Annotated in this window: 24 protein-coding genes and 1 tRNA gene; 9 read left to right on the top strand and 16 right to left on the bottom strand. The window is 70.9% G+C overall.

The genetic code is table 11. The features are described from left to right. Positions 1–53: 53 nt before the first annotated feature. Positions 54–1,739 carry a 2-isopropylmalate synthase gene (gene leuA, locus ACFQUZ_RS29865; RefSeq protein ID WP_377448224.1) on the bottom strand — a complete coding sequence of 562 codons (1,686 nt, stop codon included), beginning with the start codon at positions 1,737–1,739 and terminating at the stop codon, positions 54–56. A gap of 380 nt (positions 1,740–2,119) precedes the next feature. Then, a complete protein-coding gene (locus ACFQUZ_RS29860) occupies positions 2,120–3,415 on the bottom strand; it encodes an MFS transporter (RefSeq protein ID WP_377448192.1) in 1,296 nt (431 codons plus the stop codon). A gap of 75 nt (positions 3,416–3,490) precedes the next feature. On the opposite strand from ACFQUZ_RS29860, the gene ACFQUZ_RS29855 reads away from it, so the two are divergent. Beyond that, positions 3,491–4,483, top strand: a complete 993-nt coding sequence (locus ACFQUZ_RS29855) for a helix-turn-helix domain-containing protein (protein WP_377448191.1) — start codon at positions 3,491–3,493, stop codon at positions 4,481–4,483. A gap of 8 nt (positions 4,484–4,491) precedes the next feature. On the opposite strand, the gene ACFQUZ_RS29850 is transcribed toward ACFQUZ_RS29855, so the two are convergent. Further along, complete coding sequence (locus ACFQUZ_RS29850) at positions 4,492–5,283, bottom strand: hypothetical protein (protein WP_377448189.1); 792 nt, start codon at positions 5,281–5,283, stop codon at positions 4,492–4,494. 206 nt (positions 5,284–5,489) lie between these two features. Between ACFQUZ_RS29850 and ACFQUZ_RS29845 the strand changes: the two genes are divergently transcribed. Together ACFQUZ_RS29845 and ACFQUZ_RS29840 are read left to right on the top strand one after the other, a co-directional pair. Then, positions 5,490–6,755 (top strand): aspartate kinase, encoded by a 1,266-nt coding sequence (locus ACFQUZ_RS29845; protein ID WP_377448187.1) that lies wholly within the window; start codon positions 5,490–5,492, stop codon positions 6,753–6,755. A gap of 3 nt (positions 6,756–6,758) precedes the next feature. Further along, positions 6,759–7,817 carry an aspartate-semialdehyde dehydrogenase gene (locus ACFQUZ_RS29840; protein ID WP_377448185.1) on the top strand — a complete coding sequence of 353 codons (1,059 nt, stop codon included), beginning with the start codon at positions 6,759–6,761 and terminating at the stop codon, positions 7,815–7,817. Between the two features lie 92 nt (positions 7,818–7,909). Here the strand turns inward: ACFQUZ_RS29840 and ACFQUZ_RS29835 are convergent, their stop codons facing one another. The 4 genes from ACFQUZ_RS29835 to ACFQUZ_RS29820 form a co-directional block, all read right to left on the bottom strand. Beyond that, positions 7,910–9,358, bottom strand: a complete 1,449-nt coding sequence (locus tag ACFQUZ_RS29835) for a diguanylate cyclase (RefSeq protein WP_377448183.1) — start codon at positions 9,356–9,358, stop codon at positions 7,910–7,912. A 324-nt stretch (positions 9,359–9,682) separates the two neighbouring features. Further along, on the bottom strand, positions 9,683–10,312 hold the full coding sequence (locus ACFQUZ_RS29830) for an O-methyltransferase (RefSeq protein ID WP_377448181.1): 630 nt from the start codon (positions 10,310–10,312) through the stop codon (positions 9,683–9,685). A 146-nt stretch (positions 10,313–10,458) separates the two neighbouring features. Beyond that, complete coding sequence (locus tag ACFQUZ_RS29825; RefSeq protein ID WP_377448179.1) at positions 10,459–11,742, bottom strand: MFS transporter; 1,284 nt, start codon at positions 11,740–11,742, stop codon at positions 10,459–10,461. A 74-nt stretch (positions 11,743–11,816) separates the two neighbouring features. Beyond that, the gene (locus ACFQUZ_RS29820) at positions 11,817–12,725 is read right to left on the bottom strand and encodes a hypothetical protein (RefSeq protein ID WP_377448178.1); all 909 of its coding nucleotides are present in this window, start codon (positions 12,723–12,725) and stop codon (positions 11,817–11,819) included. A 121-nt stretch (positions 12,726–12,846) separates the two neighbouring features. On the opposite strand from ACFQUZ_RS29820, the gene ACFQUZ_RS29815 reads away from it, so the two are divergent. Continuing rightward, positions 12,847–13,230 (top strand): hypothetical protein, encoded by a 384-nt coding sequence (locus ACFQUZ_RS29815; RefSeq protein WP_377448176.1) that lies wholly within the window; start codon positions 12,847–12,849, stop codon positions 13,228–13,230. Between the two features lie 89 nt (positions 13,231–13,319). Here the strand turns inward: ACFQUZ_RS29815 and ACFQUZ_RS29810 are convergent, their stop codons facing one another. The 4 genes from ACFQUZ_RS29810 to ACFQUZ_RS29795 form a co-directional block, all read right to left on the bottom strand. After that, positions 13,320–14,249 (bottom strand): diacylglycerol/lipid kinase family protein, encoded by a 930-nt coding sequence (locus ACFQUZ_RS29810; RefSeq protein WP_377448174.1) that lies wholly within the window; start codon positions 14,247–14,249, stop codon positions 13,320–13,322. A gap of 170 nt (positions 14,250–14,419) precedes the next feature. After that, positions 14,420–14,902, bottom strand: coding sequence for a hypothetical protein (locus ACFQUZ_RS29805; protein ID WP_377448173.1), 483 nt, complete (start codon positions 14,900–14,902; stop codon positions 14,420–14,422). A 304-nt stretch (positions 14,903–15,206) separates the two neighbouring features. Further along, positions 15,207–15,283, bottom strand: a tRNA-Pro gene (locus ACFQUZ_RS29800). Positions 15,284–15,407: 124 nt separating this feature from the next. Next, on the bottom strand, positions 15,408–16,301 hold the full coding sequence (locus ACFQUZ_RS29795) for a metallophosphoesterase (protein WP_377448171.1): 894 nt from the start codon (positions 16,299–16,301) through the stop codon (positions 15,408–15,410). Between the two features lie 25 nt (positions 16,302–16,326). Here ACFQUZ_RS29795 and ACFQUZ_RS29790 point away from each other — a divergent pair, with 25 nt between their 5' ends. Next, positions 16,327–16,782 (top strand): GatB/YqeY domain-containing protein, encoded by a 456-nt coding sequence (locus tag ACFQUZ_RS29790; RefSeq protein WP_377448169.1) that lies wholly within the window; start codon positions 16,327–16,329, stop codon positions 16,780–16,782. Positions 16,783–16,948: 166 nt separating this feature from the next. Here ACFQUZ_RS29790 and ACFQUZ_RS29785 read toward each other — a convergent pair whose 3' ends face one another. Beyond that, positions 16,949–19,399, bottom strand: coding sequence for a transglycosylase domain-containing protein (locus ACFQUZ_RS29785; RefSeq protein ID WP_377448167.1), 2,451 nt, complete (start codon positions 19,397–19,399; stop codon positions 16,949–16,951). Positions 19,400–19,804: 405 nt separating this feature from the next. Between ACFQUZ_RS29785 and ACFQUZ_RS29780 the strand changes: the two genes are divergently transcribed. Continuing rightward, positions 19,805–20,101: a WhiB family transcriptional regulator gene (locus ACFQUZ_RS29780; protein ID WP_377448166.1), complete on the top strand. Its 297-nt coding sequence runs from the start codon at positions 19,805–19,807 to the stop codon at positions 20,099–20,101. On the opposite strand, the gene ACFQUZ_RS29775 is transcribed toward ACFQUZ_RS29780, so the two are convergent. The 4 genes from ACFQUZ_RS29775 to ACFQUZ_RS29760 form a co-directional block, all read right to left on the bottom strand. Beyond that, entirely contained in the window at positions 20,088–21,239 is a 1,152-nt protein-coding gene (locus ACFQUZ_RS29775) for an ArsA family ATPase (protein WP_377448222.1), read from the bottom strand. The genes ACFQUZ_RS29780 and ACFQUZ_RS29775 overlap by 14 nt on opposite strands. Before the next feature lie 93 nt (positions 21,240–21,332). Beyond that, entirely contained in the window at positions 21,333–22,304 is a 972-nt protein-coding gene (locus ACFQUZ_RS29770; RefSeq protein WP_377448164.1) for an ArsA-related P-loop ATPase, read from the bottom strand. 27 nt (positions 22,305–22,331) lie between these two features. Continuing rightward, complete coding sequence (locus ACFQUZ_RS29765; protein ID WP_377448220.1) at positions 22,332–22,976, bottom strand: hypothetical protein; 645 nt, start codon at positions 22,974–22,976, stop codon at positions 22,332–22,334. A gap of 555 nt (positions 22,977–23,531) precedes the next feature. Continuing rightward, entirely contained in the window at positions 23,532–23,936 is a 405-nt protein-coding gene (locus ACFQUZ_RS29760) for a GntR family transcriptional regulator (RefSeq protein ID WP_377448163.1), read from the bottom strand. A 384-nt stretch (positions 23,937–24,320) separates the two neighbouring features. On the opposite strand from ACFQUZ_RS29760, the gene ACFQUZ_RS29755 reads away from it, so the two are divergent. The 3 genes from ACFQUZ_RS29755 to ACFQUZ_RS29745 all read left to right on the top strand — a co-directional run bounded on the left by ACFQUZ_RS29755 (position 24,321) and on the right by ACFQUZ_RS29745 (position 25,408). Further along, positions 24,321–24,686 (top strand): hypothetical protein, encoded by a 366-nt coding sequence (locus tag ACFQUZ_RS29755; RefSeq protein ID WP_377448218.1) that lies wholly within the window; start codon positions 24,321–24,323, stop codon positions 24,684–24,686. A gap of 96 nt (positions 24,687–24,782) precedes the next feature. Next, positions 24,783–24,938 (top strand): hypothetical protein, encoded by a 156-nt coding sequence (locus ACFQUZ_RS29750; RefSeq protein ID WP_377448161.1) that lies wholly within the window; start codon positions 24,783–24,785, stop codon positions 24,936–24,938. 8 nt (positions 24,939–24,946) lie between these two features. After that, positions 24,947–25,408, top strand: a complete 462-nt coding sequence (locus ACFQUZ_RS29745; protein WP_377448216.1) for a RidA family protein — start codon at positions 24,947–24,949, stop codon at positions 25,406–25,408. The last annotated feature ends 22 nt before the right edge of the window (positions 25,409–25,430 follow it).

The raw sequence follows: 25,430 nt of genomic DNA, 5'->3' as shown, positions 1-25,430 counted from the left end.
GTCGGGATGGCCCCTTCCTGTCCCTTTCTAGGGACAGGAAGGGCCCCGTCCCGTTACCGGGCGCGGTTGACGGCGCTTGTCACGGCCCGGATGGAGGCGGTGACGATGTTGGCGTCCAAGCCGACTCCCCACACCGTCCGGCCGTCCACCTCACACTCGACGTACGCGGCGGCCCGCGCGTCCTCACCGGCGGACATCGCGTGTTCGTGGTAGTCGAGCACGCGTACCCGTACCCCCAGTTCCTGGAGCGCGTTGACGTACGCGTCGATCGGTCCGTTCCCGACCGCGGACAGCGACCGGGGCTGACCGGCGAAGTCGACCTCCGCCCCGATCTCCACCTTGCCGTCGACGGTGGCGGTGGCGTACTCGCGCACCCTCAGCACCGGCGCCGGCTGGTGGTCGACCAGGTAGTTGGTGGCGAAGATCTGCCACATCCGGCCCGGCTCCACCTCGCCGCCGTCCTCGGTGACCTGCTGCACCACGCCGGAGAACTCGATCTGGAGCCGGCGCGGCAGGTCCAGGCTGTGCTCGGTCTGCATGATGTAGGCGACGCCGCCCTTGCCGGACTGCGAGTTGACCCGGATCACGGCCTCGTAGGTGCGGCCCAGGTCGCGGGGGTCGACCGGCAGGTACGGCACGGCCCACGGCTGCCGGTCGACGGGCACCCCGGCGGCGTCCGCGTCGGCGGCCAGCGCCGCGAAGCCCTTCTTGATCGCGTCCTGGTGGGAGCCGGAGAACGCCGTGTAGACCAGGTCGCCCGCGTACGGGTGCCGCTCGTGCACGGGTAGCTGGTTGCAGTACTCCACAGCTCGCTTGACCTCGTCGATGTTCGAGAAGTCGATCTCCGGGTCGATGCCCTGGGAGAACAGGTTCAACCCGAGCGTGACGAGGTCGACGTTGCCGGTCCGTTCGCCGTTGCCGAACAGGCAGCCCTCCACCCGGTCCGCCCCGGCCAGCAGGCCCAGTTCGGCGGCGGCCACCCCGGTGCCCCGGTCGTTGTGCGGGTGCAGGCTGAGCACCACGCTGTCCCGCCGGGGCAGGTTGCGGTGCATCCACTCGATCGAGTCGGCGTACACGTTCGGCATGGCCATCTCGACGGTCGCCGGCAGGTTGATGATCAGCGGTCGGTCCGGTGTCGGGTCGATGACCTCGATCACCGCCGCGCAAACCTCCAGGGCGTAGTCCAGTTCGGTGCCGGTGTACGACTCGGGTGAGTACTCGTAGTAGACCTCGGTGTCCGGGGTGAGGATCTCGGCGTACTTCTGGCACAGCCGGGCGCCCTGGGTGGCGATGTCGGTGATGCCGGCCTTGTCCAGCCCGAACACCACCCGACGCTGGAGGGTGGAGGTGGAGTTGTAGAAGTGCACGATGGCCCGCCGCGCGCCGCGCAGCGACTCGAACGTCCGCTCGATCAGGTGCTCCCGGCACTGGGTCAGCACCTGGATCGTCACGTCATCGGGAATCAGGTCCTGCTCGATGAGCTGGCGGACGAAGTCGAAGTCCGGCTGGCTCGCCGAGGGGAATCCGACCTCGATCTCCTTGTAACCCATCTGCACCAGGAGCTGGAACATCCGGCGCTTGCGCTCGGGTGACATGGGGTCGATGAGGGCCTGGTTGCCGTCGCGCAGGTCGACCGCGCACCACCGAGGTGCGGCCTCGATCCGGCGGGTCGGCCACCGCCGGTCCGGCAGATCGATGCCGAACTGCCGGTGGTACGGCTGGTAGCGCCGGTACGGCATGCTGCTCGGCCGCTGCCGCGCGATCGGGTCGGCTGCCGGTTCATCGAATGCGGCGGGTTCGGTGGTGATCGATTCGGTCGTACCGGTGGTGCTGGTGGCCATGGCGAAGGCTCCCGGAGGTCATGTGACGTCAGCGTCGGGTGCGGATCGGCGACGGTGCCGAGGTGCGATGCGGATCTCGCTCAGCGGTCCGGCGGCGCCGCGTCGTGGCGCGTGGGCCGGATCGGCTTGCGGTGCGGGTCTGTGCAGGACGGCGCGTGTCAACTCCGCGACGGGGTGCCGGCCGGATTGGCCCCGTCGCGGCAGCGAAGGAGAAGCGCCTGCCACATGACAGAGATCACCCTACGTGATCGTTCCGAGGTCGGTAAGGAACGTCCGGATTATGGGACGGGCGTCACCGTGGTGATCGGGGCGGTCGGTGCCGAGCCGATCCGTGGGCGGCGCACCGCCCACCCGACCGCGGGACGGGCCGCCATCGCGACTGCCAGGAAGAGAACCACCATCGGCAGCCAGCCCCAGCCGCCGGTGCCCACCGTGAGGGCGGTGAGCGCGACCGGCCCGGCAAGTTGTTGCAGTTGGCGACCGAGGCGGAAGACGCCGAGGTATTCGCCCCGCCGGTCGTCCGGCGGCAGCGTGGCGGCGAGGCCCCAGTCGCCGGCGGACTGGACGAGTTCGGCGAGCGTCAGCACGACCGCGCCGGCGAGCAGAATGGCGATCGTGACGGGACCGGTGGTGAGCGTGGAGATCGGAAGGATCAGGCACGCGAAGGCGAGGAGCAGCCCGCCCCGGCGCAGTGCCCGCCCGGCGCCCGGCGCTGTCTCGGCGCCCCTGCTGGCCCGGACCTGGAGCAGGACGGCGAGCGCGGTGTTGAGCAGGAGGATCAGCGCGACCACGGGGGCGGGCGCGTCGGTGCGGTCGAGGATCCAGAGCGGAAGCACGACGAGCATGAGGGTGTGGTGCGCGCCGAGGATCCCGGACACCAGTGTGACCAGGAGGAATGGCCGGTCGGCGAGGGCGGCGTGCCGGCGGCGGCGGGGTTCGGCGGCGGCGGTCGGCGGCTCGGCCGCTGGAGCCTGCCGGGCCACCCTGGGCAGCCGGCGGACGAACACCGCCGTCACGATCGGCATCGCGGCGGCAAACACAATCATCACCTGGAAGCCCGTCGCGGTGCCCACGGCCAGCGCCAGCCCGCTGATTCCCGCTCCGACGGCGAACCCGAGGTTGAGGGCGGTCCGTTGGTAGGCCAGCGCGCGGACCCGGTCCTCGGATGGGAGCACGGCGATGGAGTAGACCGAGCGCGCCACGTCGGTGCCCGCCGCGGCCACGGCGAGTCCGGTCACCACGACGAGGAAGCCGACAAAGCCCTCGACGAAGGGATAGGCCGCGAACAGAGCGGCCTCGACAAGCAGCGACACCAGCCAGACCTTCTGCGCGCCGAATCGGTCGATCACCGTCCCGAGCGGGACCGAAACCAGCATCGACACACCGGCGGCGGCAGACAACCCCAGACCCACCTGGGTGGGATCGAGCCCCAGCACCTTGGTGAAGAACACCGCGCTGCCAGCCTGGAACACGCCGAAACCCACCGCGTACGCCATTGCCTGCGCGGCCAGGGACCGGATGAGCCCGCGTGGCGGGACAAGCTGACGGAGGGCGACGGCCAGGGAGGTGCGCATGGGACCCAGCGAAACGGCGGCGCGGCGGCCGGAGCAATACTTTTGGTCTGGGCCGAAGCCTCGCGGAGGTGGGGGATGTCGCAGTTGCGGTTCGGGGTGACCGACGTCGCCAAGCTGCGGTTCGCCGTCTCGCCGCTGTGGGAGACGGTGTCCAGCATGTGGGTGGTGGACGATCCGGTGCGCAACGCGGTACATCTGCCCTGGATCGACCGGGCCCGCCGGGCCCTGCGGCGGCCGGAGGTGGCGGTGCGTGTCGCGCCGCTGCGGGAGCTGACCCGCCGGGGAGCCTGGCCGCCGGACTTCCTCACCCCGCCGTCCCCGAGCCCGGCCGCCACCCTCGCCGACCAGCTCACCCAACTCGTCGACACACCCGCGGTGGTGGTGGTCCGGGACACCATGGCGACCGCCCGTATCCTGCCGCTCGGCCCGTTCGGGCAGCGGCTCGTGGACGATCCCGGCACCGCCCTGCCGCACCTGGCCAGCGCGGTGCGGACCTGGTACGACGAGGTCATCGCCGAGGACTGGGCACGGATGCGGACCTTGCTCGAGGCGGACATCGCCTACCGCGCCGGTCTGCTCGCCGAGGCCGGTGTCGGCGGGTTCCTTCCGCACCTGCACCCGACGGTCCGCTGGATCGGTGACCGGGTGATCGTCGACGACCCCTGGGAGATCGACATCGATCTGGCGGGCCGGGGTCTGGCGTTGCACCCGGGTGTCTTCGTCGGCCGGCGGGTGCTGTGGCCGATGCTCGCTGACTCGACACCCACCGGCTTTTATCCGGTACGCGCCGTCGGCACGCTGTGGGAGCGGTCCGTACCGGCGGATGGTGACGCGCTGTCCCGGGTGCTGGGGACCAGCCGGGCGACCCTGCTCGGTCTGGTCCGTACTCCGGCCACCACGTCCGATCTGGCCCGCCGGACCGGCCTGTCCATCGGCTCGGTGTCCCAGCATCTCGGCGCGTTGCTCGGGGCGGGCCTGGTGAGCCGGAGCCGGCGGGGGCAACGGGTCTACTACCGGGGCACCGAGGCGGCCGACGTTCTGCTCCGGTCCAGCGGCGCGGCCGACTGATCTGACGGTCAGTCGGCAAGCGGCGCGGTCGTCGAGGCGGCGGGCGCGCCGACCGGCAGCGGCTCGCCGAGGACCACTGGACCGGGCAACTCGATGGTGGCGGGTCCGGCGGTCGGCGGGCCGGCCAGCCGCAGCGTCCCGAGGTCGAGCCGGGCGCCGGTCAGGGTGCCGTCCGGGTGGTAGCAGTACCTCCCCACGGCCAGCGGCGCGGCCAACGAGGCGGACGTCGAGCCGACCGCGAAGCAGTCGCCGTCGACCCCGGGCGGCGGCTGGCCGACCGACACCGCCAGTGGAGCCCGCCGGTCGAGGAGCGTCGTCTGCCAGTCGGTGAAGACGTGATGCACCTCGGGATCGGCTTCGGTGGGCAGCGTTCCGTCCGGGTCGGCGGGTCGGACGCAGGTTGGCTGTTCCGTGGTCGAGAACAGCGTGCACTGGAATGTCACGGCGCCGGTTCGGATGATCGCCACGTCGACGGTCCCGTCGAGTGCGCCGCCGGGGATGTCGACCCGCCAGCCGCCATCGGTCGCCTCGGCCACCGTCACCACCCGGTCCGGGCGGCCGGCGGCCGACCAGACGTACGACGCGGTCAGCCGCTGGTCGGCCGCGGCGGCTACGCGGGCCGCGAGTTGATCGCGAGCTACCTGGGCCGGCGAATCGACGGCTGCCCGCGGGCCAGCCGGTGGCTGCGCCGGCGCCGGCGCCGCGGCGCAGCCGGCACCGACCGCGAGCATGCTCACCGCGATCGCGCCGGCTGCCGCGGCGCGGCGGTTGGCAGCCACGAACAGGATGGTCATCCCCATCAAGCCATTCTCGGGATGAAAGCGGCAAATATCCCGTTTGCCGGCGCGGACACGCCGTCCCGGATGACAGGGACGCCGGATGGTGGGATCGCCTGTCCCGCCTCGCGGCCACGGCCGGTACCCTGAAATGGTCTCGCACGGCGCCGCCGGCCCTTTCCACACCGGCGGCGCTGGCACGTTCGGCCGTCGGAGGGAGTTGGACCGTCGTGGCACTGGTGGTGCAGAAGTACGGCGGTTCCTCCGTCGCCAACGCCGAACGGATCAAGCGGGTGGCCGAACGGATCGTCTCCGCGCGCAAGGCCGGCGATGACGTCGTGGTGGTGGTCTCCGCCATGGGTGACTCCACCGACGAACTGCTCGACCTGGCCAACCAGGTCAGTCCGCTGCCGCCGGGCCGGGAGCTGGACATGCTGCTGACCGCGGGTGAGCGCATCTCGATGGCCCTGCTGGCGATGGCGATACACAACCTGGGGTACGAGGCCCGGTCCTACACCGGCTCGCAGGCCGGCGTGCTTACCACCTCGACCCACGGCAAGGCCCGGATCATCGACGTGACGCCGGGCCGGTTGCGCAGTGCCCTGAACGAGGGGGCGATCGCCATCGTCGCCGGCTTCCAGGGTGTCTCGCAGGACACCAAGGACATCACGACCCTCGGTCGCGGTGGCTCGGACACCACCGCGGTGGCGCTGGCCGCCGCTCTGGAGGCCGACGTCTGTGAGATCTACACCGACGTCGACGGCGTCTTCACCGCCGATCCGCGGATCGTGCCGGACGCCCGCCAGATCCAACAGATCACCTACGAGGAGATGCTGGAACTCGCGGCCTGTGGAGCCAAGGTGCTGATGCTGCGGTGCGTCGAGTACGCCCGCCGCTTCGGCATGCCGATCCACGTCCGCTCGTCGTACTCGACCAACACCGGCACCGTGGTCGCCGGTTCGATGGAGGACCTTCCCGTGGAGCAAGCACTCATCACCGGGGTCGCGCACGACCGCAGCGAGGCCAAGATCACGATCGTCGCCGTGCCGGACGAGCCGGGGGCAGCGGCCCGGATCTTCGAGACCGTGGCCGCCGCCGAGATCAACCTCGACATGATCGTGCAGAACGTCTCCACCGAGGGAACCGGCCGCACCGACATCTCGTTCACCCTGCCCAAGGACGACGGCCCGACCGCGATGGCGGCGCTCAGCAAGATCCAGGAGACCACCAAGTTCAAGGGCCTGCTGTACGACGACCACGTCGGCAAGGTGTCCCTCATCGGCGCCGGCATGCGGTCGCATCCGGGGGTGGCCGCCGGCTTCTTCGCCGCGCTCGGGGAGGCCGGGGTGAACATCGAGATGATCTCCACGTCCGAGATCCGGGTCTCCGTGGTGTGTCGCGACACCGATCTCGACGCCGCTGTCCGCGCCATCCACGCCGCGTTCGACCTCGGCGGTAACGAGGAGGCCGTCGTCTACGCCGGGACCGGGCGGTAACCGATGACCACGTTGCCCACCCTGGCGGTGGTCGGCGCCACCGGCGCCGTTGGCACGGTCATGTGTGACCTGCTCTCCGCGCGCAAGAACGTCTGGGGCGAGATCCGGCTGATCGCCTCGGCCCGGTCCGCGGGCCGCACGATCCGGTGTCGAGGCGAGGACCTGATCGTCCAGGAACTGTCCGCCGACGCCTTCGACGGCGTCGACGTGGCGATGTTCGACGTGCCGGACGAGGTCTCCCTGGAGTGGGCGCCGGTGTCCGTCGCCCGAGGCGCGGTGGCGGTGGACAACTCCGGTGCGTTCCGGATGGACCGCGATGTGCCGCTGGTGGTGCCGGAGATCAATCCGGAACAGGTCCGCAAGCGACCCAAGGGAATCATCGCCAACGCCAACTGCACCACGCTCGCGATGATCGTGGCGATCGCCCCGCTGCACCGCGAGTACGGGCTGCGGGAGTTGGTGCTCGCCTCGTACCAGGCGGTGTCCGGGGCCGGCCAGGCCGGCGTGGACGTCCTGCACGATCAGCTCGCGAAGATCGCCGGCGACCGGGTTCTCGGATCCCGCCCAGGCAACGTACGCCAGGCGGTCGGCGACGATCTAGGGCCCTTCCCGGCGCCGTTGGCCCTCAACGTGGTGCCGTGGGCCGGATCGCTGCGCGACAGCGGGTGGTCCTCCGAGGAACTCAAGCTCCGCAACGAGTCCCGCAAGATCCTGGGACTGCCGGACCTGAAGGTCTCCGCCACCTGCGTCCGGGTGCCCGTGGTCACCGGACACTCGGTCGCCATCCATGCCGTCTTCGGGTCGGAGGTGGACGCCGAGGGCGCCCGCGAGGCACTCCGCAACGCCCCCGGTGTGATCCTCGTGGACGATCCGGCGGCGGGCGAGTTCCCGATGCCGATCGACGCGGTGGGCACCGACCCGTCCTGGGTGGGCCGGATCCGTCGCTCGATCGATGACCCGCGCGCCCTCGACCTCTTCGTCACCGGCGACAACCTGCGCAAGGGCGCGGCTCTCAACACGGCCCAGATCGCCGAGTTGCTCGCCGCCGAACTGCGCCGCTGAGGAGCCCGTACCGCCGAGGTGCCGAACCGACGACGAGCGTGCCCGGCGGACGGGTGCCCGCGCGCGGACCGCGTCGTCGAGCGGGCTCAGGGTCAGGCCGCCGCGAGCCGGACCCCGTTGCGGCCCCGCCGCTTGACGTCGTACAAGGCGACGTCCGCGCGTCGCAGGGTCGCCTCCGGTGGCTCCCGGTGCCGCTGGACGGCAACTCCGACGCTGATCGTGTGATCCACCCTGCGGGCGGCCTCGGCCAACCGCTCGGCGATGCCGACCGCCTCCTCCGGACTTCGCACCTCGATCACTGCCACGAACTCGTCCCCGCCGATCCGGTACAGCTCGTCGCCGTGCCGCAGCGCCCCCTCGATGGCCCGGGCCAGGTCGACGAGCACCCGGTCCCCAACCTGATGGCCGTACGTGTCGTTCACGTTCTTGAAGCCGTCGACGTCGATGGCGAGCAGCGCGGTGCGGCCCGGGACGCTGTCGGCGAGGCGCTCCCCGAACGGACCGTGGTGACGCAGCCCGGTCAACGGGTCCGAGCTGGCCTGCTCGCGAAGCCGCGCCAGGCCACGCAACCGGTCCAGACACGCCCACGCCTGGGCGGCGAGCAGCTCCATGAGGTTGACCGTGGTCGGATCGGGCTGCCGCACCTGGTCGTCGGCGACCAGCAACACCCCGCCGGTGTCCGGCGGACCGACCGGAACGGCGATCAGCGTGCCGACACCGGTGGCGATGAGCACGGCGGCGTCGGCGGTCGCCGGCAGGTACGGCTCACCCAACGTGTACGCGGTGCCGTAACGGTGGGTGCGGGCGATGAGCCGGTCGACTGCCTCGGTGCCGGCGCCGGCCAGTGCCGCCCGGATCCGCGTCTCCAGATCACCCACGGGCGCCACGGGATCCACAAGTCGAGGGCCGTCCGGCCCGGCGAGCGCCAGCACCGCCGCCGGCAGCCCGGACACGTCCCGCGCGGCATCCATCGCCACGCTCAGCAGTTTCCACTCGGCGGCGGCCGTCGTCATCGCCGCGACGTGTCGGAGCAGCTTCTCGCTCCTGCTCTCGGCGGGCGGCCCACCCAACTCGTCCATCCGGGCACCGAGCTTGACGGCGACGGCCTCGGCGACGCGGGTCCAGGGTCCCAGCTCGACCGGTTCGGTCCACTCCAGGTCGAGCACGCCGACGGGCTGACCGGCCGGATCGCGGACCGGTACGCACACCTCGGCCGTGACGTCCGGCCGCAGGGGAACGTAGTCGGGGTCGTCCGCCACGTCCGCGACCACGGCTGGTCGACCGGTGGACCAGACCCGTCCGGTGATTCCGATCCCCGCCGGTACGCAGGCGTTCGTCTGCCACGAGCCGGTGGCCGCGACGCACCGGAGCCGGTCGTGTACGCGGAGCAGGACCGAGGCCCGGGCCGGTGGCCCGGGAGGCCAGCCGGCCTGGCGGCCGACCAGTGTGGTGACCGCCGACCGGCAGGCGTCGACGGCCGTGGGCGCCGACGCCAGCGCCGCCGATACATCGGCGAACAGTTGTTCATGGTCGAGGAGCAACGGATCCTTCCCACAGGGGCTGGGGCAGGGGAAGTCTCCCAGGTCAGCACCCAGAAGGCTGAGTCCAAGGTTAGTCTCGTCGACGGGAACTAATGGATCTTGTGAGGCGATATGTCCGTTGCGCCGGGGTAGTGCTGCGCGCGGGGGTCGCCGATGTGACCCCCGTTACGGTCCGCCCGTTGGGACCAGGGCGACTCGCGGGTGCGATAGTGATCCACCCGGCCACCTGCCGGTACGCCCCCGGGTGGGCTGGCCATCGTCCGCGACGGCGGGTCGACCCCGGGTCGGGCCGTGGACTTCCTCAGCCGGCGCCTGGGCCGGGGATCAGGGCTTCAGATAAATCGCCGTGTCCCACACGCCGCAGGACGTCCAGACCGTACGCCAACCACCAATGATCGAAAGCACCTCGGCCCACGCGGGGGTTGCCGGCCCATCCGCCGGGCCGCGCGAGAAGGGTGACCTGGTCTGTGACGGCAGGAACCAGTTGACGTTGTCGATTACCAGCAACCCGCCGGGGGCGAGTTTCGGCAACGCGTACCGGGCGCAATGATCTCGATAGGCGCCGTCGACGAGCACGAGGTTCAGGCTGGCGTCGGGAAGTTCCAGTACGGACCGGGCGTACTCGCTGTCGCCTCCCCTGTCCTCGGGCAGATCCCGCGGCGCGAAACGGTAGTCGACATTGTCCAGGGACAGTTCCTTGAGTTGTCGGGAGACCCGTTCGTGCCAACCCGCGTCGTCCTCGACGCTGACCAGGTGGCCGATCCGCCGGGCGAGCCATACCGTGCTGCGACCGGAGCCGAACTCCAGGCCGCGGTCGTCAGGCAACAACATCCGGTCGAGGAACTCGACGGCTCGGGGCGTGAGCCAGGGTGCGGCCGGGTCGAGGCGCTGGAACCTGGCGATGGCGATGCGGTCGACAACGTACCGCGGCGTCCAATGACGGAACGAGCGCATCGTCGGCCTCCATGCCCCGGGCTGCCACCCGACGGACGCCCAACGCGGATGTTGGGCATACATCGTTCAACGAGCCAGCCCGCCACCGGTCTCGCCCCGCCTGCCGGTCGCGACGCCCGGCCCGGGTCTCGCCCGCCCGCCGGTCGCTACGCCCGGGCCGGCTCCGGCTCGAGAACCGGCGCCGCCGGCCGGCCATCCTGTGCCGCGGACAGCAGCCGACGCAACGACAACGCGATGAGTGAGGCCACCAGGCAGCCGCCGGTCACCAGGCAGACCCAGATCAGCCCGCCGCCGGCGCCGATCAACGGGCCCGCGGTGACCGGCCCGACGACACCGCTGATCCCGAAGATCATGGAACCCATCGCGTTGTACCGGCCGCGCAGTTCGTCGGTGGCCAGCGCGTTGGTGATGGCGGGCATCATCGGCGACAGCATGGTCTCGCCGAACCCGAAGATCGCCGAGCAGGCCACCACGCAGACCGCCGCGACGATCGCGTTGGTGCCGCTGACCAGGCCGCCGGCCCCGAGCACCAACCAGGCCGCGGCGAAGACCGCACCCACCACGGCGAGTGCTCCGGAGCGGCTGCGCCCTTCGAGGCGGCGGATCACGACAAGTTGGGCCAGCACGATCATGATCGTGTTAGCCGTGAGGGCGAAGGCCACCACCCGTGGGGTCACCTCCACAACCCGGACGGCGTACGCCGCGAAACCGACCTCGATCTGGGCGTAGCCACAGGTGGTAAGCACCAGGCCAAAGATGATCAACCGCCGGAACGGGCGGTCGCGCAGCACGGTGAGGTAGCCGCCGGCCGGCCGCGTGGCGCCGGTGTCCGCCGGCGCCGCGGCTAGCCGGTGACCGACCGCTGGCAACGACAGCAGGATCACCGCGGGGGCCAGGTAGGTGAGCGCGTCGATGAGATAGACGACCTGGAAGGTGCCCGGTCGGGCGGTGTCGACGATCAACCCGGAGATCAGGCCGCCGATGCCGATACCCAGGTTCAGCAGCGCGAACTGGAGGCCGAAGACCCGCTGCCGCTCGCCGCTGTCGGTCAACGAGGCGAGGATGGTCGCCTGGCCCGACCAGATCGCCGAACCGCCGACGGCGATCACGGTGGCCACCCCGAACGCCTCGGCGGCGGAGTCGACGAGGGCGAGCGAGCCGGTCCCCACGGCCTCGATGACCAGCGCCGGCACCACGACCCGGCGGGCGCCGAAGCGGTCGATCAGAGTGCCGCCGATCGGCGAGAGCGCGAGGGTGACGGCGCCATACCACCCGATCGCCAGGCCGGCCTGGGCATCACTGAGCCCGCGGACATCCGTCAGGTAGATGAACAGAAACGGCAGCGTGAGGCCACGTCCCACCGCCGACAGCAGGGTGCCGACGAGGATCCGGCGGGCCTCCGGGCGGCTGGGCAGGGCTTGGCGAAGCATGACCCCGATTCTGCTGACCGGGTATGACAGGCCGCGAACGAATTTAGCGGTCGCGCGGCTCTCGCGGAGGCCGCTCAGCCGTCCCGGCGCAGCCGGCCGAGTTCGGTGCCAGCGACGTCGCACAGGACCAAGACCTCGCCGTCCAGACCGGCCCGGTGCGCGCCGGAGAGCCAGTCAGCCACCGGCACGTTCGCGCAGCCGATGAGCGTGCTCGCTCCGGTGACGGCCAGCAGCGCGCCCGCCGGACCGGACGTCCACCGGCCGCCCTGCCCGTTGCACCCGTCCGAGCCGCGCCACGCGCCGTCCGCCAGCAGTTCCACGTACGCCTGCTGGACCTTGACCGCCGGACCGCTCGCGGGGACCCAGCGGCCGATCATGGCATCCCGGCCGGCCGGGGTGAGGCCGGCGGGTAGCGGCGCGGCCGGGCGGAACGCCTGCCGCACCTCGTCGGTGAGCGTCGGCGGGGCCGCCTCGGCCGGGTCCACACCCGGGGGCGGGCTGGGCCGAGCGCCCGGGCTCAGCCGGGCCACCGCCTGGCCCTGCGGGTCGAGCAACACCGCCCCGTCTCCGGTCACCTCGAAGCCGGCGGCGTTCACCAACCACGCGGGCAGACTGTCCGCCGACGCGCAGGAACGACGGGTGGTGTCGGCCGGGACGTGCGCGTAGACGTAGCCGACGAACAACCCGCCGGTGTCGGCCCGCCAGGTACCCGAGTGGACGCCGCAGTCATCGAAGATCGACAGCTGATCTGGGGCGAGCCGCAGCACCGTCCCGGTGCCGGTCACGCTCCACGAACCCACCAACGCGGCCGGGTCCTGCGTGGGTGGAACGGTCCCGCCCGGGCCGGAGTCACCGGAGTCTGGCGCTCCGGGTTGCGAGTCGGGTTGTGCGCAGGCCGCGACGAGCAGGCCGACGGCCAGCAGGCTGGCCACGATTCCGGTACGACCGGTCAGCAGGCTGGCCACGATTCCGGTACGACGCATGGTCCCTCGCTCGGCTCGATTCCGTTCCGTCCTTGGACGCTCCACGCCGTCCATCCGGTTCCCGCTATCTGTACCGGCGTACGGGTGTCCATTTCGTACGGACGAAGGCAGGATCGTCGCCATGAGTGCTGCGGATCTTGTCAACGTGTGGCGTCGTGCCGTCAAGGGCGACGCGAAATCCTGGGTGCTGTTCGCGCACGGCACCTGCGTGCTGCTGCCCGATCCGAGCCCGGACGCCGACCTGGCGGCCCAGGCGATCGGGATACTCCGGGAGTACGGGCCGGTGCGGCCCGACGGCCCGGCCGGTGACTTCGGCGTTCTGCCCCTCGATCCGGGGCCCGGCTGGATCGTGTGGGGTCCGCACGGCGAGGTGCTGACGTACGTCGGGCCAGACGAGGTGGAGGACGACAGCGATCTCGCGGTGGGCAGGTGGGGACAGAGCAAGCGCGACTGGGACGGGCACGAACTCGAGGTCATCCACGTCGAGGACCGGCGCGTCGCCTGAGCGTCCAGCATCGATGGCAGGGAGGGCCCGGCGACGTGCCGGGCCCTCCCGTCGTTGCGCCGATCCGCCACTGTGGACCAGGGGGTGCGTCAGCGGTCCAGGGTGCCGGCCGGGGCCATCACCCGCAACGCGTTGGGATCCAGGCCGATCCGGAGCGGGGTCCGGCCACACAATTCGCCGTCGACCTCGACCCGCGCCGGTCGGTCGGTTTCCAGCGAGAGTCCGCCGACGGCCAGGAAGGGTTCGTCGCCGACGCTGCGGCGGTGGCCGGTCGCCGCGTTGCGCGCCGTGTCGCGCAGCAGGCCGCGCCGGGTCGGGCCACCCACCGGGTACGCCACCAGCAGCCGATCGTCGGCGTCGGTGTCCGCCGTGATCGGCCGACCGGCGTGGAAACCGCCGTTGGCGACGTACACCTGGTGCGTGCGGAACTCGTGCGCCGCGCCGTCCGCCCGGACGGTGACCCGCAGCGGGCGGTGCCGGACGAGTAGCGCCAGGGCGGTCAACGGGTACGCGAGCCGGCCGCTGATCCGCTTGAGCCGCCGTGGTGTCTTGAGCATGATGTCAGCGGAGAGGCCGACGCCGACGTGATTCGCGAACCGGACGTCACCGGCGAGACCGAGGTCGACGTCGATCACCGTACCGGTGGCCAGCACACCCACCGCGCCGTCCAGGTCCAGCGGGACGCCGACGGTCCGCGCGAAGTTGTTTGTGGTGCCCAGCGGGAGCAGGCCGAGTGCCATGTCCCGGTGGGCGAGTACCCGGGCGGCAGCGCTGAGCGTGCCGTCACCGCCACCCGCGACGAGCAGGTCCGGGCCGAGGTCCACGGCCGCCGCCAGCGCCGCCTCCAGTTGCCCCGGGCGGTCCACCGGGTACGTACCCAGCAACTCGAAGCCGGCCGCGGTGATGCGGGCGAGAGCGGCATGGTGATGGGCCCGGCCGCGGCGTGAGTGGGCGTTGACGACGAGAGCGGCGCGCCGGTCCTGCCGGATGGCCGCAGCCAACTCCTGCTTCGTCCGCATGAGCCCAAACCATAGCGGAGCCGTCACTCCGGATCGGCCGCCGCACCCTCGAGCAGGTGCTGCTGGACGGCCGATGAACACAGATCTTGGACAGTTTCCGTTCTATCTGGACGGAAACTGTCCAAGATCCGCTGGTGACCAGCGGCCGCCGTGATTCGCGCCGGAAGCACTCACCTACTCGGCTCGCGCTCCGGACAGCCGGCGTACGACCAGGTGGCGGCCAAGTCCTGGCTCGTCACGACAAGCGTTCCTGAGAGGCAAACGATCTCGTGTTGACACCCGTGTTCGTGTGGCAGCACTTCGTCCAGCATCACGGAATGGAATTGGGCCACGTCCATCCCTTGGTCAGCGGGCTCAATCGTCAGGCTCTGCACGCCGCTGTAGCGGATCGTCAGGTCTTCCTCGTGCTTCCAACAGTTGTGCCGTAAGTGCAGCTCAAGCCAACGGCTCCCGCCCGTCTCACCTGACGTCAGTTGCTCGGGCTTAAGGTCCTTGACGCACCGCTGACCAAAGAAGTCGTAGTGGCTGGAGTCCGTGGCGAATCTGCGCGCGCCCTCGGGCAACGACTCGGCGAAGCGCGGCAACTGTCGCAAGTACGCCGTCGGATCCAAGGCCATGCCGGTATTCGTCCGCTCCACGCTGACATATCTCACTCCTGCGCCTCCTTCTCGCATCCGGCCGATGGCGTGCTCGTCAGGTCGGTAACCGCACGAGGTGACCTGGCCCCTATCACTAAGGGCGCCGGACCCCTCCGGGTGCCGGTGCGGGGACGCAACGCCGGCAGCCTTCGTCCCGGGACGGCTGGAACCGGGCTCCCCGGTGCTCACCCTTGACCGGGTGCTGCGGGAGGCGGGGCGAGCCGCCAAGATCTTCTCCGAGGATTCTCCCGAACGGTGTCCCGGACGCGATTCAGGGCCGGTCTCCCTAGCTGGGAAACTGGCCCTGAGCTGCTCTACCTGGTCGGGGTGGCCGGATTCGAACCGACGACCTCTTCGTCCCGAACGAAGCGCGCTACCAAGCTGCGCCACACCCCGAGGCGTGCCGAGCAATAGTAGCCCACCGCCTGCGGTGGTCAAACCGGGTACCCCGGCGCGCCGGGCCGGCCGGCGCTCCGCTTCCGGTGCGTACCGGGGAGGCGGCGGGCCGGCGCCGGCCCGGTCAGCGTGGGATCAGGGTGAGCAGCGTGGCCTCCGGGGGGCAGGCGAAGCGGACCGGCGCCGTCGGGTGGGTGCCAAGCCCGGCGGAGACGTGCAGCCAGGCATCGGAGCCCGGCCACCGGTGCAGCCCTCGCGCCATCGAGCGAGGCAGGTCACAGTTGGTGGTCAACGCGCCGTAGAACGGTACGCAGACCTGGCCACCGTGGGTGTGCCCGGCCAGCAGCAGGCCGAAGCCGTCGGTGGCCATCGCGTCGAGCACCCGCGACTCGGGCGAATGGGTCACTCCGATGCTCAACTCGGCCTCGGCTGACACCGGCCCGGACACGAGTTCGTACTCGTCTCGATCAATATGTGGATCGTCCACCCCGACCAGTTCGACAAGCCGTCCACCCGCCTTGATCGAGGTACGGGCGTTGTTCAGATCAGCCCAGCCGGCGCCGGTCAGCACGTCCCGCAGGTCCTCGTACGGCAGGTCGGCACCGCTGACGTAATCCCGCTCGGGCAGCAGGTAACCGAGCGGGTTCTTCCACACCGGCCCGGTGTAGTCGTTCGAGCCGAAGACGAACGCCCCCGGCAGGTCGAGCAGTGGGTGCAGGGCTCGCAGCACGCCGGGGACCGAACCGGGATCGGCCATGTTGTCGCCGGTCACCACGACCAGGTCCGGGTCGGTGGCCGCGAGTGAGGCCACCCACGCCTGCTTGCGTCGCTGGTCGGGCATCATGTGCAGGTCCGACAGGTGCAGGATGCGCAGCGGTTCGCCGTCCGCGCCGAGCACCGGAACGTCGTACCGCCGCAGGGTGAACATGTTCCGTTCGATAAGTGCCGCGTAACCGAGGGTGGCGGCGCCGGCCACCGCCAGGCCGGCGGTCAGCCGCGATAAGGTGCGCTTTCCCATGCCGCCCAGAGTAGTTTGACCATCCATGAGCGCGTTGAAGGACCGGTTGACCGCGGACATGCGTACCGCCTTGAAGAGCCGTGACGAGGTCACCACCTCGACCCTGCGGATGGCCCTCGCGGCGGTGGGCAACGCCGAGGTCGCCGGGGCCGAGAAGCGGGAACTGACCGATGACGAGGTGCTGGCGGTGCTGACCAGGGAGGCGAAGAAGCGGCGCGAGGCGGCGACCGCGTTCGCCGACGCCGGGCGCTCCGAGCAGGCCGCCAAGGAGCGCGCCGAGGGCGAGGTGCTGGACCGTTACCTGCCACGACAGCTCGGTGACGCGGAGCTGGCAGACGTGGTCGCCGGGGCGTTGTCCGCGGGCGGCTTCACCGGCCGTGGCCAGCTGGGCCCGGCGATGAAGGCGGCTCAGGCCGCGGTGGCCGGACGGGCCGAGGGTGGCCGGGTCGCCGCCGAGGTACGTCGTCAGCTCGGCGGCTGAGCACGCTGGGCGCGGCGGGCGGCGCGTGGCGGCAGCGGGGCGCCGGCCCCGATGGGTAACCCGCCACCCGCCACCCGAGGAACGCGGCAGCGCGTCTGCCGGAGTCGCGAACGCGGGGAGGGGCCCGCACCGACGGTCACCGTCGGTGCGGGCCCCTCCCCGCGGTTCAGCGGCCGGGTGGTCGCCCGTTGCCGTTTCCGTTACCCGGACCGGTGCCGGGCTGTCCGCCCGAGTTGCCCGGCGGCGTGCCGCCGCTGCCGTTGCTGACCTCGATCACCACGAGGCTGCCCTTGGCGGTCCGGCCGTCCGGCGAGGTGCCGGCGGCCGATCCGGCCGGGCAGCTCGACGGCACCCGCTTGTTGTCCACCTCGACCTCGAAGCCGGCGTCCTTGAGTTCCGAGCGGGCCGAGTTCACCGACTGGCACTTGACGTTCGGGATCGACCTCTCGTCACCCTGCACGGTCTTGCTGCCCGGCGGGGTGAAGTCGATTGCGGGTTTGCCCTTCATCGCGTCCCGCAGCGTGTTGTAGACGGCCGGGTTCACGCCGCCGTTGACGTCGTGACCCATCTTGATCCGGTCCTGCTGCGGCCAGTCCGGGTCGGCCAGGATGCCGGCGAAGGCGTACTGCTTGGTCATCGCCACCAGTGACGCGGTCTTGTCGCCGTCGGTGGTGCCGCTCTTGCCGGCGACCGGCTTACCAACGACACCGCGGACATTGCCGGCCGTCGCGGTCTTGCACTTGGTGGTGCTGGAGCGGTCGCCCAGCGGACAGCGGGCCGCGTCCACGGCCGCCCGCGCCACCTCCACCTTGACCGCCTGCTTGCACCGCGTGTTGGCCACGTCGAGCTTGTTGCCCTCCTGGTCGATGATCTCCTGCACCGGGATGGGTTCGCAGTACTTGCCGTCGGCGGCCAGCGTGGCGTACGCGTTGGCCAGGTCGAGTGGGGTGGTGGACGAGACGCCGAGGGTGAACGCGCCCCACGTCTCGGCGTTGGCCGCGAGCCAGGCGTCCGAGTTCTGCTGGGCCGGCGAGCCGGCGAACTTGATGCCCAGCCGCTTCGCCACCTCGACCGCCTTCTCGGCACCGACCCGCTCCTCCAGCGCCACCCAGTAGGTGTTCACCGAGTGGCCGAAGGCGGACCACATGTTGTGCGTGCCGGCCATCGACGGGTTGTCGTTGGTGGGGCAGTAGAAGTGGGTTCCCTTACAGGCCGCGGGGCTGCTGCTGCTGATGACGTACTTGGAGCGGTACTGGTTCGGCGCGTTCATCGTGTGGTTGAGCGAGTAGCCCTTCTCCAGTGCCGCGACCAGAGTGAAGATCTTGAACGTCGAACCAGCCTGGTAGCCGGCGATGTCGCCACCGCCGCTGAGGAGCGGGTTTGTGGTGTTCGGGTAGGTGGCCCGCACCTTCCGCTTCGCCTTGGCGGGGTCGCTCGAATACGGGTTGGTCGGCTTGGTCGGGTTGTCCAGCTTGAAGTTCCGGTTCACCGCCATCGACCGGACCCGGCCGGTGCCCGGCTCCACCCCGGCCAGCATCAGGGCCTGCTTCTTGTTGACGCCCTGGTTCGCGAGAATGTGCTTGTGGGCGGCCTCCTGGGCCTTCGGGTCCAGGGTCGTGACGATCCGGTAACCACCGCTCTTGAGCCGCCGCTCCCGGTCGTACGTGGTGGCGCCGAACGTCTCCTGGGACAGCCACCAGCGGTAGAAGTAGTCGCAGAAGAAGCCCCAGTGGTTCTTGTTGGCCGCGACGCAGCCGTTGGGCGTCGGCCGGGCCTTGACGACCAGGTCGGTGGCCTTGGCCGCGTCTGCCTCCGCGACGGTGATCTGGCCGAGGTCGCGCATGTTGTTGATGATGTAGTTGCGCCGGTCGAGCGCCTTCGGCTTCTTCACCGGGTTGGTGGGGTCGAAACCGTCCGGCGCCTTCACCATGCCGGCGAGCATCGCCGCTTCCTCGATCTTCAGGTCCTTCGGGTGCTTGCCGAAGTAGACCTGGCTGGCCGCGTAGACGCCGTACGCGCCGTTGCCGAACGGGGCGATGTTCAGGTAGCGCTCCAGCACGCCGTCCTTGCCGAGTTCTTTGTCCACCTGCATGGCGTACCGCATCTCCTTGAGCTTGCGGGCCGTGGTGTCCTCGGTGGCCGCCACCACGTCCTTGGGCTTGGTGGCGGAGTAGGAGATGGCCAACCGGACGTACTGCATGGTCAGCGTGGACGCACCCTGCTGCTGGGCGCCGGCGCTGCTGTTGTTGACGAAGGCGCGGGCCACGCCCTTCATGTCGACGCCGTTGTGCTTGTAGAAGTTGTGGTCCTCGGCGGCGATGATCGCGTTGCGCATCACCGGGGGGATGTCCTTCAACGGGATGTCGCGCCGGTTCTCGTCGAACATCGTCGCCACCACGGTCTTGCCGTCGGCGGCGTACAGGTAGCTGATCTGCGGTGCCTTCTTGACGGTCAGCTCGGTGGGTAGCCGGTCGAAGGTCTCGGCTCCCGCCTTGGCCGCGAGGCCGGACATCGCCACCGCGGGGAACGCGGCCGCGGCCACGACGACGCCGGCGAGGAGGCCGCAGATCAGCAGCGATGCGGCGTTGGTCAGCGGGTTGTGGTCACGCTTGCGCATCCAGGTCACTCCGTCAGGGTACGGGAATCCCAACGAAGCCTCGTTCCGGCGTACTTTCCCCATTTCCTGCCGGCGCTGGCTTCGTTGTGCTAGACGCACTATCCCTGACGTGAGGTTGCGCTGCTCCGCTGCCGAGTCTCCCCCATGGAGCGGGTTTCCGTGGCGTTTTCGCGCAACGACGCCGGGTACGCACCGGTCGCGCCCGGGCGAAGAGCCTGGAGTGTCCGGATTGATGGATTTGGCCGACAACGTTGCGTAATCGTATGACTACGGAGCATGATGGTTCTGGCGAGGAAATCGCACGTTGTCCGGCGTGCCCAGGGGGTGGGCCGCGCGGGCGACCGGGGGGTTGCTTGCCGACCGTCGTTCGGGTCGGTGGCGCGAAGTTAGGGGGGACGAGAACAGATGGGCATGATGCCGGATTGGCCCACGATGGCGGCGTGTCAGAACGGGGACCCGGACGCGCTGTTCGTGCAGGGCGCCGAGCAGAACGTCGCGAAACGAATCTGCCGAAGCTGCCCGGTGCGGTACGAGTGCCTCGCCGACGCGCTCGACAATCGCATCGAGTTCGGCGTGTGGGGTGGGATGACCGAGCGGGAACGCCGGGCTCTGCTCCGCCGCCATCCCAACGTGCCGAGCTGGCGGAAGATGTTCGAGGCGGCCATGCGCGACCGCGAGAAGGTCCTGCTCACGAGCGGCTGATCGCGACACCGATCGCTCGCAGCCCGTCGACGTCGTGCACGTCGGCGGGCTGCGCTGTGACTGCCACCATCGGCACCTGCGGGAACTCGTCGGTGAACCCGTGCGCGACCCGGCGCTCCCGGTCGGCGAGCTGGACCAGCGAGGCATGCACCCGCAGCGCGGCAACGGTCGCGTCGTGTCCGCCCAGCGCGGCCAACCGATCGGCCGCGGCCAGGCTCTCCCCGGCCGACGGCTGCTCGACCGCCACCCGGTGCACCCGGTTGAGCACCAGACCGGCAAGCGGCATCCGCTCCGCCCGCAGCCGCCCGGCGAAGTAGGCCGCCTCCCGGACCGCGTCCCGTTCCGGCGCCGCGACCACCAGGAAGGCCGTCTCCCGCGCCTGCAGGATCTGGTACGTCTGCTCGGCCCGCTGCCGGAAGCCGCCGAACATGGAGTCCAGCGCCGCCACGAAGCCGGACAGGTCGGTGAGCAACTGGGCGCCAAGTACCTTCTGTACCACCTTCGAGAACATCCCGAACGAGGCGGTGACGAAGCTGAACATGCTCCGGCCGCCGGTCCGGGCCGGTGCCAGGAGCAGGCGCAGCATCCGCCCGTCGAGAAACCGGGACAACCGGGCCGGCGCGTCGAGGAAGTCCAGCGCCGACCGGGACGGTGGCGTGTCCACCACGATGAGGTCCCACTCGTTCCGGGCGTGCAGCTGGCCCAGCTTCTCCATCGCCATGTACTCCTGCGTACCGGCGAAGGTGGAACTCATCGCCTGGTAGAAGGGATTGGCGAAGATCTCCGCGGCCTTGTCCGGGTCCGTGTGCTGGAGCACCACGTCGTCGAAGGTCCGCTTCATGTCCAGCATCATGGCGTGCAACTCGCCGCCGCTGGCCTCGGCGTCGATCCCCTTCACCTGCCGAGGGGTGTTGTCCAGCTCGGTCAGGCCGAGCGACTGGGCCAGCCGCCGCGCCGGGTCGATGGTCAACACCACCGTGCGTCGGCCGTGCCGCTCCGCGGCGCGCAGGGCCAGCGCCGCCGCCGTGGTGGTCTTGCCGACGCCCCCGGCGCCACAACAGACGACGATCCGGACGGCGGGGTCGGTGAGGACCTCGTCGATCTCCAGCGGGGGTGCGGCGTCATCGGTGGGCACGATTCGAGCGTATCGGCATCCCCGCCCCACCGTCTGGCACCGCGAACGGGTGTGCTGTAGGACGCTCCATCGGTGCCCGCCCGCGGGCAGGTCAGCTCAGGTGACCCGGACCAGCGCCTCGGCCAGCGTGTCGAGACCGGCCCGGTCCACCCCGTCGGGCAGCAGCGGCAGCTCGACAAGCGGACGCCCCAGCTCCGCGAGGTCGGTCCGGAGCGACTCCTCCAGCGACTGGCGGACCAGCTGGTCGCGAACCTCCGCGTACAACCCGGTCACCACTGTCCGGTCCGCCGCCAGTCCCGCCGCCGCCAGGCCGCGGCGCAGCTCGGCCTGGGTGACCCGGCCGACGGCCAGCGGCCGCCGGGCGGCGTTGACCATGATCCGTCCGACCGGGATGCCCAGCCCGGTCAGCTCGGCGATCGCGTCGATGCTCTCCTGGACCGGCATCTCCTCGAGCAGAGTGACCACGTGCACAGCGGTGATCGGCGAGCGGAGCAGCGCGGCGACGCCCTCGCTCTGCGTCTTGATGGGACCCACCTTGGCCAGCCGGGCGGCCTCGGCCGTGACATTGAGGAAGCGCCCGATCCGGCCGGTCGGCGGCGCGTCCAGGACCACCGCGTCGTACACCCGGCGGCCACCGGAGGTGCGCGTGGTCGCCTCCTTCACCTTTCCGGTGAGCAGGACGTCCCGCAATCCCGGGGCGATGGTGGTGGCGAAGTCGATGGCCCCGAACTTGCGTAGCGCCTTTCCCGCGGCACCCAGCCGGTAGAACATGTCGAGGTACTCCAGCAACGCCTCCTCGGCGTCGACCGCCAGCGCCCGTACCTCACCGCCGTCCACCGTGGCGATGCGGCGTTCCTCGTACGGCAGCGGCTCGGTGTCGAAGAGCTGTGCGATGCCCTGCCGGCCCTCCACCTCCACCAGCAGGGTGCGGCGGCCACCGGCGGCGAGGGCGAGGGCCAGTGCGGCCGCCACCGTGGTCTTACCCGTGCCGCCCTTGCCCGTCACCACATGCAGCCGGGCCGGCCAAGCGGCGCCCGCCGGTCCGGCCGGCTCCCTGTCTGCTCGCATCGCCACCAGGGTAACCAGTTCCGCCGGTCACCCCACGTCGCACACCCACCAGCCGCTCTGCTTGACGACCGTGACCCGCAGTTGCTGCTCCGAGAAACGCTCGTCACCGGTGATCATCGTAAGCTTGGTGGTGACAATCGCCCGCTCGGTGTTCTGCTCGGACACGGCGGGCGGGGTCCACCGGAACCGGGGGTTCTGGTATGTCTCCTGGTAGCCCTTGATCTCCTCCACCTTCTTGGCAATCTCGCCCCGGTCCCGGGCGGCGGAACAGACCAGCCCGGCCGCCTTGTCCGCGTCCTGGTCGAGGTAGACGGCCCGGAGGAACTCGTCGGTGGCGACGACCGGTTCGGGTGCCCCCTCGCCGCCCTCGCCACGCAGCAACAGGAACGCGGCGAGGCCGCCCCCACCGCACATCAGGAGGACGGCGGCCAGCACGATGCCGGCGATCAGCGCGCCGCGTCGCTTCTTCGGCCCGGCCGGCGGCGTCGCACCCCCCGCGGACTGCCCGTACGGCGTGGGCTGCCCGTACGGCGTGGGTTGCCCGTACGGCGTGGGCTGCCCGGACGGCGTGGGCTGCCCGGACGTGGGTGAGGTCCCGTACCCGGCGGGCGGTGGCCCGTGACCGGGGGCCGGTGGCGGTCCGTAGCCGGTGGGCGGCGGCTGGCCGTACACGGGGTAACCAGGCGGGGTGGGGAAGCCGGCGTGGCCGAACTCCACGGTGCCCTCGGCGGAGCCGGGCGCGGCGGGTGGCGCCGCCGGGCTGTCGACGGGCAGTGTCGGTGCCGGGCTGCTGACGGGTGGAGGCGGTGTCGGTGCCGGATACGGCGGCTTGTCCGCCGCGACGACGGCGGCCTGCTGTCCGTGCGAAGGGTAGCCCGGCGGGGTGGGGAAACCGCCCCCGCCGAACTCGACCGTGCCTTCGGAGTTGTCCGGTTGCCCGGTGGCGGGTGCGTCCGGTCCCGTCCGGTGCCCAACCGTCCCGTCCTGCGGATCGGCGGATGTCGGCTGCGCGGAGTTCTGCGCGTCGGAGGGCTCCTGCGGGGACGGTCGGTTCGGGCCACCGTCGGGCGGTTGCGTCATCGTTCTCCGTAGCGGGTGTCCGGTGGTTCTCCGCCGCACCGTGGTGAGCGTGCGTGGCGGACGAGCCTACGCTCCGCTGAGCCTAGCGCCCGAAGGCCAACGGTTCGGGGTGGCGGTGCGGTCGCGTCCAGCGACGGCGAGCGATCGTTACGGGCGCAGCAGGAAGACCCGGTCGCCGGGATGAACGGCCGAACGGCCGTCCGGCATCCTGATCTCGATGACCGGCACGCCGTCGTCGATGTCGAGCGCGGCCCGCTCCGGCTCGGAGGGCATCCGCACGATGGCCGAGGCGCCGGCCGGCAGTTCCAGCGGGCGGCGCTCGATTTCGTCCCGCACCCGGGTCCCGTAACCACGGGACGTGGTGATCAGGCCTTCCGACCGCAGCAACGCGATGGCCTGTCGGACCGCCGGTCGGGCCAGACCGTACGTCTGGGCGAGGCTGCTCTCCGAGGGAAGCTGCGAGCCCGGTGCGAGATCGCCCTGGTTGATCTGATCGCGGAGCAGGTCGGCGAGCTGGCGGTAGAGCGCGCGGTCCCGCCGAGGATCGATCATCGCATGACGATATGTCATCATGAGGGCGCGTCCTGTTGTCATCTCAACAGCATGTGCTTACAGTTCGCGTAGTCCCACCGAGTGGACGGTCGCTGGCCGTACCGGCGGTGGGACCCGACCCGACGGTGCGGCGACCCGGAGGCCGTGATGCGCGACCACCTGCACAACTCCGCGCGGACCAGATACGACACGACCCAGCCGCGGTCTCCCGAGGTGGTCGAGGCGTGCGACACGGCTCCCGCTGCCCGGTCCGGCCCCGTCCGGCCGCCGACCGACCGCCGCCCCGGGCGGAACGAGCGGTACTACCGGCGGCCGGATGGCGACGGTTGCCCCCGGCCGGCGGCGGACCGTCCCGACCCGCCGCGTCCGACCGCACCCGACCCGATGGAATCGGCCCCCTTCCATCGGCAGCGTGCGGAACCGCTGCGCCGGGAGTCGGCCGGCACGGCACGCCCGGAATGTGCCGGTGACGTCGAGGACGATCCGGGCTATGTCATCCACCTGCCGGTGCGGGTGGGCAACGTCGACTCAGCCCTGCGGCTGGCCAGGGCCGTGGCCGGAGCGCTGGACTTCCTTCCCGAACTCGACCCGGGCGAGACCACCGTTTCCATGGTGGACGACCAGAACAACAGGCGCCGCGTCTTCTGTGACCTACTGCTGCCGGACCGCTCCCGGTGCCCGCAGTGGTACGCCCACCGCGGTCCGTGCGGTCCGGGCCCCGCCGCGCCAACCCCGGCGGGCGGCCGTTGACTCGGGTGACCCCGGTCGGTCCGGGTATCCCGGTCGGGTGGGCCAGCCCGGTCGGGCCGGTCGCTCCGGTCGCCGCACAGGTTCTAGGCTGAACGGATGCAGAAATGGGAGTACGCCACCGTGCCGTTGCTGGTGCACGCCACCAAGCAGATCCTCGACAACTGGGGCGAGGACGGTTGGGAACTGGTGGCCGTGGTACCTGGTCCCAACCCGGAGCAGCTCGTCGCCTACCTGAAGCGCGTGAAGGCGTGAGCGCCCCGATCGTCGACGGGCCGTACGCGAGGCTTGAGGAACTCGGCCTGAGCCTGCCCGAGGCGGTGCCGCCGCTGGCCGCGTACGTCTCCGCCGTCCAGTCCGGCCGGCACGTCTACGTCTCCGGTCAGCTTCCCATCGCCGACGGTGAGTTGCTGGCGACCGGAAAGGTCGGTGCCGAGGTCGGCACCGAGCGGGCCGCCGAGCTGGCCCGGCAGTGCGCGTTGAACGCCCTCGCCGCGGTGCACACCCTGGTCGGCCTGGACCGGGTGGTCAAGGTGGTGAAGGTGACCGGATTCGTCGCGTCGGCACCGGGATTCACCGACCAGCCGTCGGTGATCAACGGCGCGTCCGAGCTGTTCGGCGCGGTTTTCGGCGAGGCTGGCCGGCATGCCCGCAGCGCCGTCGGGGTCAGTGAGCTGCCCAAGGGCGCACCGGTCGAGGTCGAGATCATCGTCGAGGTCGAGTAGGGGTCAGCGCCGGGAGTCGTAC

Source organism: Plantactinospora sp. GCM10030261 (assembly GCF_042666615.1).
Classification (GTDB): Bacteria; Actinomycetota; Actinomycetes; order Mycobacteriales; family Micromonosporaceae; genus KBS50.
Note: the sequence above shows the minus strand (reverse complement) of the source record. Positions and strands in the feature narration are given on the sequence as shown.

Coding starts and splice junctions, on each gene's coding strand:
- leuA (WP_377448224.1), bottom strand. CDS start 1,739: ATGCCGTACCGGCGCTACCAGCCGTACCACCGGCAGTTCGGCATCGAT.
- ACFQUZ_RS29860 (WP_377448192.1), bottom strand. CDS start 3,415: ATGCGCACCTCCCTGGCCGTCGCCCTCCGTCAGCTTGTCCCGCCACGC.
- ACFQUZ_RS29855 (WP_377448191.1), top strand. CDS start 3,491: ATGTCGCAGTTGCGGTTCGGGGTGACCGACGTCGCCAAGCTGCGGTTC.
- ACFQUZ_RS29850 (WP_377448189.1), bottom strand. CDS start 5,283: ATGGGGATGACCATCCTGTTCGTGGCTGCCAACCGCCGCGCCGCGGCA.
- ACFQUZ_RS29840 (WP_377448185.1), top strand. CDS start 6,759: ATGACCACGTTGCCCACCCTGGCGGTGGTCGGCGCCACCGGCGCCGTT.
- ACFQUZ_RS29830 (WP_377448181.1), bottom strand. CDS start 10,312: ATGCGCTCGTTCCGTCATTGGACGCCGCGGTACGTTGTCGACCGCATC.
- ACFQUZ_RS29825 (WP_377448179.1), bottom strand. CDS start 11,742: ATGCTTCGCCAAGCCCTGCCCAGCCGCCCGGAGGCCCGCCGGATCCTC.
- ACFQUZ_RS29820 (WP_377448178.1), bottom strand. CDS start 12,725: ATGCGTCGTACCGGAATCGTGGCCAGCCTGCTGACCGGTCGTACCGGA.
- ACFQUZ_RS29815 (WP_377448176.1), top strand. CDS start 12,847: ATGAGTGCTGCGGATCTTGTCAACGTGTGGCGTCGTGCCGTCAAGGGC.
- ACFQUZ_RS29810 (WP_377448174.1), bottom strand. CDS start 14,249: ATGCGGACGAAGCAGGAGTTGGCTGCGGCCATCCGGCAGGACCGGCGC.
- ACFQUZ_RS29795 (WP_377448171.1), bottom strand. CDS start 16,301: ATGGGAAAGCGCACCTTATCGCGGCTGACCGCCGGCCTGGCGGTGGCC.
- ACFQUZ_RS29790 (WP_377448169.1), top strand. CDS start 16,327: ATGAGCGCGTTGAAGGACCGGTTGACCGCGGACATGCGTACCGCCTTG.
- ACFQUZ_RS29785 (WP_377448167.1), bottom strand. CDS start 19,399: ATGCGCAAGCGTGACCACAACCCGCTGACCAACGCCGCATCGCTGCTG.
- ACFQUZ_RS29780 (WP_377448166.1), top strand. CDS start 19,805: ATGGGCATGATGCCGGATTGGCCCACGATGGCGGCGTGTCAGAACGGG.
- ACFQUZ_RS29770 (WP_377448164.1), bottom strand. CDS start 22,304: ATGCGAGCAGACAGGGAGCCGGCCGGACCGGCGGGCGCCGCTTGGCCG.
- ACFQUZ_RS29760 (WP_377448163.1), bottom strand. CDS start 23,936: ATGATCGATCCTCGGCGGGACCGCGCGCTCTACCGCCAGCTCGCCGAC.
- ACFQUZ_RS29755 (WP_377448218.1), top strand. CDS start 24,321: ATGGAATCGGCCCCCTTCCATCGGCAGCGTGCGGAACCGCTGCGCCGG.
- ACFQUZ_RS29750 (WP_377448161.1), top strand. CDS start 24,783: ATGCAGAAATGGGAGTACGCCACCGTGCCGTTGCTGGTGCACGCCACC.